General features: G+C 48.4%; 6 protein-coding genes. 4 read left to right on the top strand and 2 right to left on the bottom strand.

Translation table 11 applies throughout. The annotated features are described in order from the left end of the window. The first annotated feature begins 4 nt into the window (after positions 1-4). The 4 genes from recJ to BZG78_RS13350 all read left to right on the top strand — a co-directional run bounded on the left by recJ (position 5) and on the right by BZG78_RS13350 (position 6,034). Entirely contained in the window at positions 5-1,735 is a 1,731-nt protein-coding gene (gene recJ, locus BZG78_RS13335) for a single-stranded-DNA-specific exonuclease RecJ (RefSeq protein ID WP_077661477.1), read from the top strand. A 94-nt stretch (positions 1,736-1,829) separates the two neighbouring features. Beyond that, a protein-coding gene (gene prfB / locus BZG78_RS13340; protein WP_108742909.1) for a peptide chain release factor 2 occupies positions 1,830-2,928 on the top strand; the annotation gives its coding sequence in 2 pieces (ribosomal slippage) (positions 1,830-1,904 and positions 1,906-2,928; 1,098 coding nt in all). Positions 2,929-2,954: 26 nt separating this feature from the next. Then, positions 2,955-4,463 (top strand): lysine--tRNA ligase, encoded by a 1,509-nt coding sequence (lysS, locus tag BZG78_RS13345; RefSeq protein WP_077646814.1) that lies wholly within the window; start codon positions 2,955-2,957, stop codon positions 4,461-4,463. Positions 4,464-4,696: 233 nt separating this feature from the next. Further along, positions 4,697-6,034: a sigma-54 dependent transcriptional regulator gene (locus BZG78_RS13350; protein WP_077576786.1), complete on the top strand. Its 1,338-nt coding sequence runs from the start codon at positions 4,697-4,699 to the stop codon at positions 6,032-6,034. A 34-nt stretch (positions 6,035-6,068) separates the two neighbouring features. Here BZG78_RS13350 and BZG78_RS13355 read toward each other — a convergent pair whose 3' ends face one another. Both BZG78_RS13355 and BZG78_RS13360 read right to left on the bottom strand, forming a co-directional pair. Beyond that, positions 6,069-6,500 carry a PACE efflux transporter gene (locus BZG78_RS13355; RefSeq protein WP_077661478.1) on the bottom strand — a complete coding sequence of 144 codons (432 nt, stop codon included), beginning with the start codon at positions 6,498-6,500 and terminating at the stop codon, positions 6,069-6,071. An 82-nt stretch (positions 6,501-6,582) separates the two neighbouring features. After that, complete coding sequence (locus BZG78_RS13360; protein WP_077661479.1) at positions 6,583-7,305, bottom strand: GntR family transcriptional regulator; 723 nt, start codon at positions 7,303-7,305, stop codon at positions 6,583-6,585. Positions 7,306-7,444 lie beyond the last annotated feature (139 nt).

The raw sequence follows: 7,444 nt of genomic DNA on the forward strand, positions 1-7,444 counted from the left end.
CTTCATGATAGAAATAAAAAGACGGACGCCGTCAGTCACGCCAGCATTCAGCGATGCCATTCCTCCGCTCTTACAGCGTTTATATGCGCACCGTGGGCTACAAACAGATAGCGAGCTAAATCGCAGCGCAGCGGGGCTCCATCAATATCAAGCGCTCAAAGGGATCGATGCCGCCGTACACTTGCTTGCCGAGGCCTTGGCGGCCCATCGGTCTATTTTAATCGTTGGAGATTTTGATGCTGATGGCGCGACTTCATCGGCGCTATCAGTGAAAGCACTGCGTATGATGGGCGCGACACGCGTAGATTATTTGGTGCCCAATCGCTTTGATGATGGTTATGGCTTGAGCCCAGAGGTGGTTGATCAAGCCGCTGAGCGAGGAGCAGAGCTGATTATGACCGTCGATAACGGCGTATCTTCATTAGCAGGTGTTGCCCATGCCAAAGCCCTCGGTATGCACGTATTGGTAACCGATCATCATTTGCCCGGCGATCAACTGCCGAATGCGGATGCGATGGTCAATCCGAATTTAGATGACTGCCACTTTCCCTCTAAAGCGTTAGCAGGGGTCGGGGTTGCGTTTTATTTAATGCTTGCCTTGCGTGCGCACTTGCGTGACCAAGGTTGGTTTACGCAACAAGGTTTGGCTATCCCTAATCTGGCTGAGCTACTCGATTTAGTCGCACTCGGCACGGTGGCGGATGTGGTGGCGCTTGATAGCAACAACCGCATTCTTGTTCATCAAGGGTTACAGCGGATCCGAGCAGGTCGTTGTCGGCCAGGGATTCAAGCCTTGATCGAGGTCGCCAATCGCAATATGGCAACACTGGTCGCCAGTGATTTTGGTTTTGCGCTAGGGCCCAGGATCAATGCGGCAGGACGGTTAGATGACATGGCCTTCGGGGTAGAGCTATTACTGTGCGACAACATCCATGCGGCCAGACGGATGGCGTCCGAGCTGGATGCGTTAAATCAAACGCGTAAAGATATCGAACAAGGTATGAAGCAAGAAGCCGTGGCTTGGTGCGAGCGCTTGATTGCCGAACACTCTGAGCAAGATTTACCGGTGGGACTGGCCTTATTTCAGCGCGATTGGCACCAGGGTGTCATTGGCATTCTCGCGTCGCGCTTAAAAGATCAATTTCATCGTCCGGTGATCGCCTTTGCCGACGGTGGCGAGGGGCTGATCAAAGGATCGGCACGCTCGATTCCCGGCTTACATATGCGTGACACGCTAGATAGGATAGATACGCTCAATCCCGGGTTAATTAAAAAGTTTGGCGGCCATGCCATGGCCGCGGGACTGACCATCAACGAAGCACAGTTTGATACGTTCGCCAAGCAGTTTGATGCGCAGGTGCGCGAGCAGGTCAGTGAGGATGATCTGAAAGGGGTACTATTGAGCGACGGCGCGCTGCAAAGCCATGAGCTGGGGATAGAGACTGCCGAGATCATTCAATCTGGCGGACCTTGGGGACAAGGTTTTCCAGAGCCGCAGTTCGATGGCAACTTTCATGTATTACAGCAAAATCTGGTGGGAGGAAAACACTTAAAATTGATGGTTGAGCCTGAAGGTGGTGGCACCATGATAGATGCGATCGCATTTAACGTGGATGTGCGTCGCTGGCCGGATCCCAGTGTCAAAACGCTTCACCTCGTTTATCGACTGGATATCAATGAATTTCGTGGTACTCGCAGTGCTCAGCTGATTGTTTCTTACCTTGAACCGGCTTAATTGTGCGGCTTTTTCCATCACGCCCTGTTTATTAGCGCGACAATTCGCTAAAATTCGGCGGTTAAATTTCCGCAAATAATGAAGATGCTTGACCATGTTTGAGATTAATCCAATCAAAAATCGCCTCGCGGATATCGCTGAACGCACCGATGTCCTTCGGGGGTATCTTTGACTACGATGCTAAAAAAGAGCGTCTAGAAGAAGTTAATGCCGAATTAGAACAACCCGACGTATGGAATGAACCACAACGTGCCCAAGCGCTGGGTAAAGAGCGTGCTTCACTGGAGGCAGTGGTTGAAACCATCGATCACTTGACCCAAGGGGGCGAAGAGGTCAACGAGCTGTTGATGCTGGCGGTCGAAGAAGACGATCAAGAAACCTTTGATGAAGTTGAGCCTGAGTTGGCCGACCTTGAAGCAAAGCTCACTAAGCTTGAATTCCGTCGTATGTTCTCTGGCGAGCATGATGCATCCGATAGCTATATTGACTTGCAAGCAGGGTCTGGCGGCACAGAAGCGCAAGATTGGACCAACATGATGCTCCGCATGTACCTCCGTTGGGCGGATGCAAAAGGCTTTAAAACCGAAGTTATCGAAGTATCTGAAGGCGATGTCGCTGGGCTTAAATCGGCGACTGTGCGTATATCAGGCGAATACGCCTACGGATGGTTACGTACGGAGACAGGCGTACATCGCTTGGTGCGTAAGTCGCCGTTTGATTCTGGCGGGCGCCGTCATACCTCATTTGCGTCTGCGTTTGTGTACCCTGAAATTGATGACGACATTGATATCGAGATCAATCCTTCTGATTTACGCATTGATGTTTACCGTGCATCGGGGGCCGGTGGTCAGCACGTTAACACCACAGAATCAGCGGTCCGTATTACCCATGTGCCGACCAATACCGTGGTGCAGTGTCAGAACGATCGCTCGCAACACAAAAACAAAGATCAAGCGATGAAACAGCTAAGAGCCAAGCTGTTTGAACTTGAGCTACAAAAGCAAAATGCGGAAAAACAAGCCAACGAAGATGCAAAGTCGGATATTGGTTGGGGCAGTCAAATTCGCTCCTATGTCTTGGATGATTCGCGCATCAAAGACTTGCGTACCGGTGTTGAAAACCGTAATACCCAGGCCGTTCTTGATGGCGATTTAGATAAATTTATTGAAGCCAGCCTCAAATCTGGCCTGTAATCACGATTTAATGTAAAGGGTTTTCTATGACTGACCAGTTACCAGACGAAAATAAGCTGATTGCCGAGCGTCGCGCCAAACTGAATCACATTCGTGAAAACTGTAAGGCAAACGGCCATCCTAACGACTTCCGTCGTGAGCATCTTGCCGCAGACCTGCAGGCTGAATTTGGCGATAAAGACAAAGCCGAGCTTGAAACACTTGATCACAAAGTCACGATCGCAGGCCGTATTATGGCCAAGCGCGGACCATTTATGGTGGTACAAGATGTCTCGGGCCGTGTGCAAGCCTATGCCTCGAAAGACGTACAAAAAGCGCTGAAAGCCGAGTACCAAGGCTTAGATATTGGTGACATTATTGGCGTGCATGGTGCGCTGCATAAGTCGGGCAAAGGCGATCTGTATGTCAACATGGAGCGCTACCAGCTACTGACCAAAGCATTGCGTCCGTTGCCAGAAAAATTCCATGGCTTGGCTGATCAAGAGCTGCGTTATCGTCAACGTTATGTCGACTTGATTGTCAACGAAGAGTCACGTCACGCATTCCAAGTACGTTCAAGTGTGGTGACCGCCATTCGTAACTACATGGTAGAAAAGCACTTTATGGAAGTGGAAACACCGATGATGCACGTTATCCCAGGTGGGGCAACAGCACGTCCATTTACCACTCATCATAATGCGTTAGATATCGACATGTATCTACGTGTCGCGCCTGAGCTATACCTCAAGCGTCTCGTTGTCGGTGGTTTCGAGCGTGTGTTTGAAGTGAACCGGAATTTCCGTAACGAAGGTTTATCGCCACGCCATAACCCAGAATTCACCATGATGGAATTCTATATGGCGTACGCGGACTATAACGATCTGATGGATCTCACCGAAGATATGTTATCGCGTGTGGCGCTGGAAGTGATGGGGCAATCTGTAATGCCTTATGGCGAACATGAGATTAATTTTGCTGGGCCTTACCCACGCATTACCATGCTTGATGCCATTAAGCAGTACAACCCTGATCATGCTGAGATTCAAGCGCTGAACGATGAGAATGTGCAAGAGCGAGATCATCTAGCCGCCATTGCCAAATCACTGAATATCAGTGTCGAATCGTTTTGGACGGCTGGCCAGTTACTTGAAGAAATCTTCGGTGAAACGGCGGAGCCACAATTAATTCAGCCGACCTTCATTACCGAATACCCAGCGGATATCTCACCATTGGCTCGTCGCAATGACGACAACCCATTCGTGACTGACCGTTTTGAATTCTTCGTGGGTGGGCGTGAAGTGGCCAATGGCTTCTCAGAGCTAAATGATGCCGAAGATCAAGATGCGCGCTTCAAAGCCCAAGTTGATGCCAAAGATGCAGGTGATGATGAGGCCATGTATTACGATGCCGATTACATTAATGCGCTTGAACATGGCTTGCCGCCAACGGCAGGGCAGGGGATTGGCATTGATCGTCTGGTGATGCTCTTTACCAATACACATACCATTCGCGATGTGATTTTGTTCCCAGCGATGCGCCCTCAACAAGGTAGCTAAAACTGGAAAGACCACCATGGAAGCGGCTCACAGAGCCGCTTTTTTTGTGCCTTATACCCGATATTTAGGTCAAAGACTCAACATTTTATCGGGTTTATTCATATATTTGACTAAAATAATGCTTATGGTGTCCAGCTGATGTCTCTTTATTGAGACAGATTTAAAATCGGCCATCTTTATAATAAGGCTTTGTTTGGCAAGTAGTATGACAGACTGGATGTAAGGCAGGTGTTATGGGATTTGATGCAGGGAGTGACAAAACCTTAAGCTCACTCGTGGTGGTCGGTGGCGCTTATGAGCCTTGGCTGGCAACCCTTGAGCAAGCTGGCTGGCATTGTCATCGCTGCTATGATTTGCGTGCTGCGCAGTCATTGTTACAAGATATCGGCCCTTGTATTGGTATTGTCGATCTCAGCCATAACGACTTTAGCCTCAATGGTGTCGCTTCGCTAGTTAACCGTAACAAGCAGGTGCGTTGGTTAGCCTTGGTGAGAGAAAATCAGCTTACTAATGAAGCGATCTGCCAGTTTATTGTCAGTTTCTGTATTGACTACTTCACTTCGCCTGTTCCTAATTCGCAACTGATGAGTACCATTGGTCACCAACTCGGTATGCTGCGTCTTGAGCGCCATGTCTGGCCACAACTCGGTGACCACAGTGATATGGGACTAGAGGGAACGAGCCCGGCGATGAAAAAGTTGCGTGATCAAGTACGTCGTGTCGCGCCAACCGATGTGTCTGTGTTAATCGCCGGCGAGAGCGGTACCGGTAAAGAGCTAGTGGCCCAAGCGATTCATCATGCATCTACTCGTGCGAAAGCGCCGTTTGAGTCGGTGAAATGCTCGGCGTTAGCCGATGAGTCGATGCAGCATGCGTTGCTGGGCGATGAAAAGATGCCAGGGAAAATCCGCCAGTGTCATAAAAGCACCTTGTTTTTTGATGAAATTGGCGACTTACCCCTGCACTTGCAAGGGCACTTACTGCATTTGCTGCAAGAAGGCACCTTGGATATCACCCATGACCAATATAATCGTGATCTCGATGTGCGCGTGATTGCCTCCACCCATATGGATTTAGAAAAGCGTGTCGCCGAAGGATTATTTCGCGAAGACTTGTATTATCGATTGAATGTGCTGCGTATTAATATGCCAGCGCTTAAAGATCGCCAGTCCGATGTGCCTGAGTTAGCAGAGTATTTTTTGCTTAAGTTTGCACGTCAATATAATACGCAAGCACGAACCTTTTCTGATGAAGCCAAGCGCGTACTGAGCAGTTATTCGTGGCCGGGTAATGTGCGCGAGCTTATCAACCAGGTGAAGCGCGCGGTATTGCTGGCCGATCATCTGGTGATTGATGCGGAGCACTTAGATTTGCCCCATCAGGGTGATTATAAACAAAGCTTACGTAAAATCCGTGAAGAGTCGGAACGCGATGCGTTAATTGCTGTGCTAGAGGAAAATAAGGGACAAGTATCGGCCGCGGCTAAAGAGCTCGGTGTTTCACGTGCGACCATGTATCGGCTTTTAAATAAACACAATTTGATCCCCGCGCCACGCACGTTTCGTCAATAAACCTTTTGACGCATTCGTATGAAGGTTGATGTACTCAGCCTTGTTTTGAGTGGGGAGCTGGGATCGGAAACAAATAGTCATACAGCCAGTTATAAACAAACGCATAAATCAGATAAAAAATGACGAGCCCAATATCCATGCTCAGAGCTTGCCAAAAGCTCATCGACAGCCACCACATGATAAAAGGGATAGTGGCGACCAGAAGCCCAGCCTCAAAAAGCACAGCATGCAACAGACGCAAGGGGAGGGTTTTGATCACCGAGCCCCGCCGCGCTAACATCGCTTTATCAAAGCCAATGTTGTAGACATAATTCCAGAAGGTGGCGAGAACTGAAAAAATCGCCCCCATCACGCCAAGGTGACCGATCCCAGCCCCAAGGATCCAATTGAGCCCCAAGACCACCAAGATCAAGCCCGTTAGTTCAAAACCGATAGCATGGCGCCATCTATCTGCCTGTGTTCTCATCAAGTTGCCGCGTTAGGCTGGATAATACGGCCAGATTACATGAAATGGACGGCAACGCAACCGAGATAAATGTGATAGTGACTTACTGCGCTGTTGTTTGACGATGTGCGATAAACTCGAAGCTATATTGATATAAACGAAAATAGTTCACTGTATACTCAAATGGTGTGCCATCAACTAATTCACTCACCGACTCAACACGTAAAATAGGTGTGTTTTCTTTGGTATTCAATAGATCAGCGAGCGATACAGAGGTGCTATCTGGCCAAACGCACTGTCGACTTTTGGCTATCTGCATTCCTTTTTGGTGCTCTATATAATCATATTTTGATGTTTGCATGATATCGATACTAAGGTCGGTAAACATGGCAACCGGCAGGTAGGTGCACTCAAGGATTTCTGGCTCATCATCGATCAAGCGAAGACGTTGTATCGCATAGATTAATGTGCCTTCCTCAAGATTTAATTTACTAGCAATCGCGTGACTACAAGGACACGTTTCAAACGCAATCACCTTTGAACTTGGGATCTTTCCTTGTGCGGATACTTCTTCGATAAACCCCATTAGTTGAAAGGCATTATGTTGTGCTTTTGGCGCTTTTACATAGCTACCACTGCCTCTCACTCGATAAAGCAGTTCATTATCGACCAATACTTTCATTGCCTTACGTATCGTGACGCGGCTGACATCATAGGTTGCTTGTAGTTCTGCTTCTGTGGGCATCATCGCGCCTGGTGTCAGGGTGCCATCTTTAATCTGCTCAGTGAGTAAATCGGCTATTTGCATGTAGCGAGGTTTCAACATGTCGGCTCCTTTTAGCTGCATGCCCAATCATAACAAACTGTGATCGATAATACATTTAAAGTACATAAATAGATTCTTATCGTGCCCTTGATCAATAAATGACCCCTTGTGTATTTTTAAGGTATCTTTAATGTAATAC

The organism is Salinivibrio sp. MA351, assembly GCF_001996065.1.
GTDB lineage: Bacteria > Pseudomonadota > Gammaproteobacteria > Enterobacterales > Vibrionaceae > Salinivibrio > Salinivibrio costicola.

What these genes read in the sequence shown, in the direction of transcription:
- recJ (WP_077661477.1), top strand. Translation starts at nt 5, where the DNA reads ATGATAGAAATAAAAAGACGGACGCCGTCAGTCACGCCAGCATTCAGC.
- lysS (WP_077646814.1), top strand. Translation starts at nt 2,955, where the DNA reads ATGACTGACCAGTTACCAGACGAAAATAAGCTGATTGCCGAGCGTCGC.
- BZG78_RS13350 (WP_077576786.1), top strand. Translation starts at nt 4,697, where the DNA reads ATGGGATTTGATGCAGGGAGTGACAAAACCTTAAGCTCACTCGTGGTG.
- BZG78_RS13355 (WP_077661478.1), bottom strand. Translation starts at nt 6,500, where the DNA reads ATGAGAACACAGGCAGATAGATGGCGCCATGCTATCGGTTTTGAACTA.
- BZG78_RS13360 (WP_077661479.1), bottom strand. Translation starts at nt 7,305, where the DNA reads ATGTTGAAACCTCGCTACATGCAAATAGCCGATTTACTCACTGAGCAG.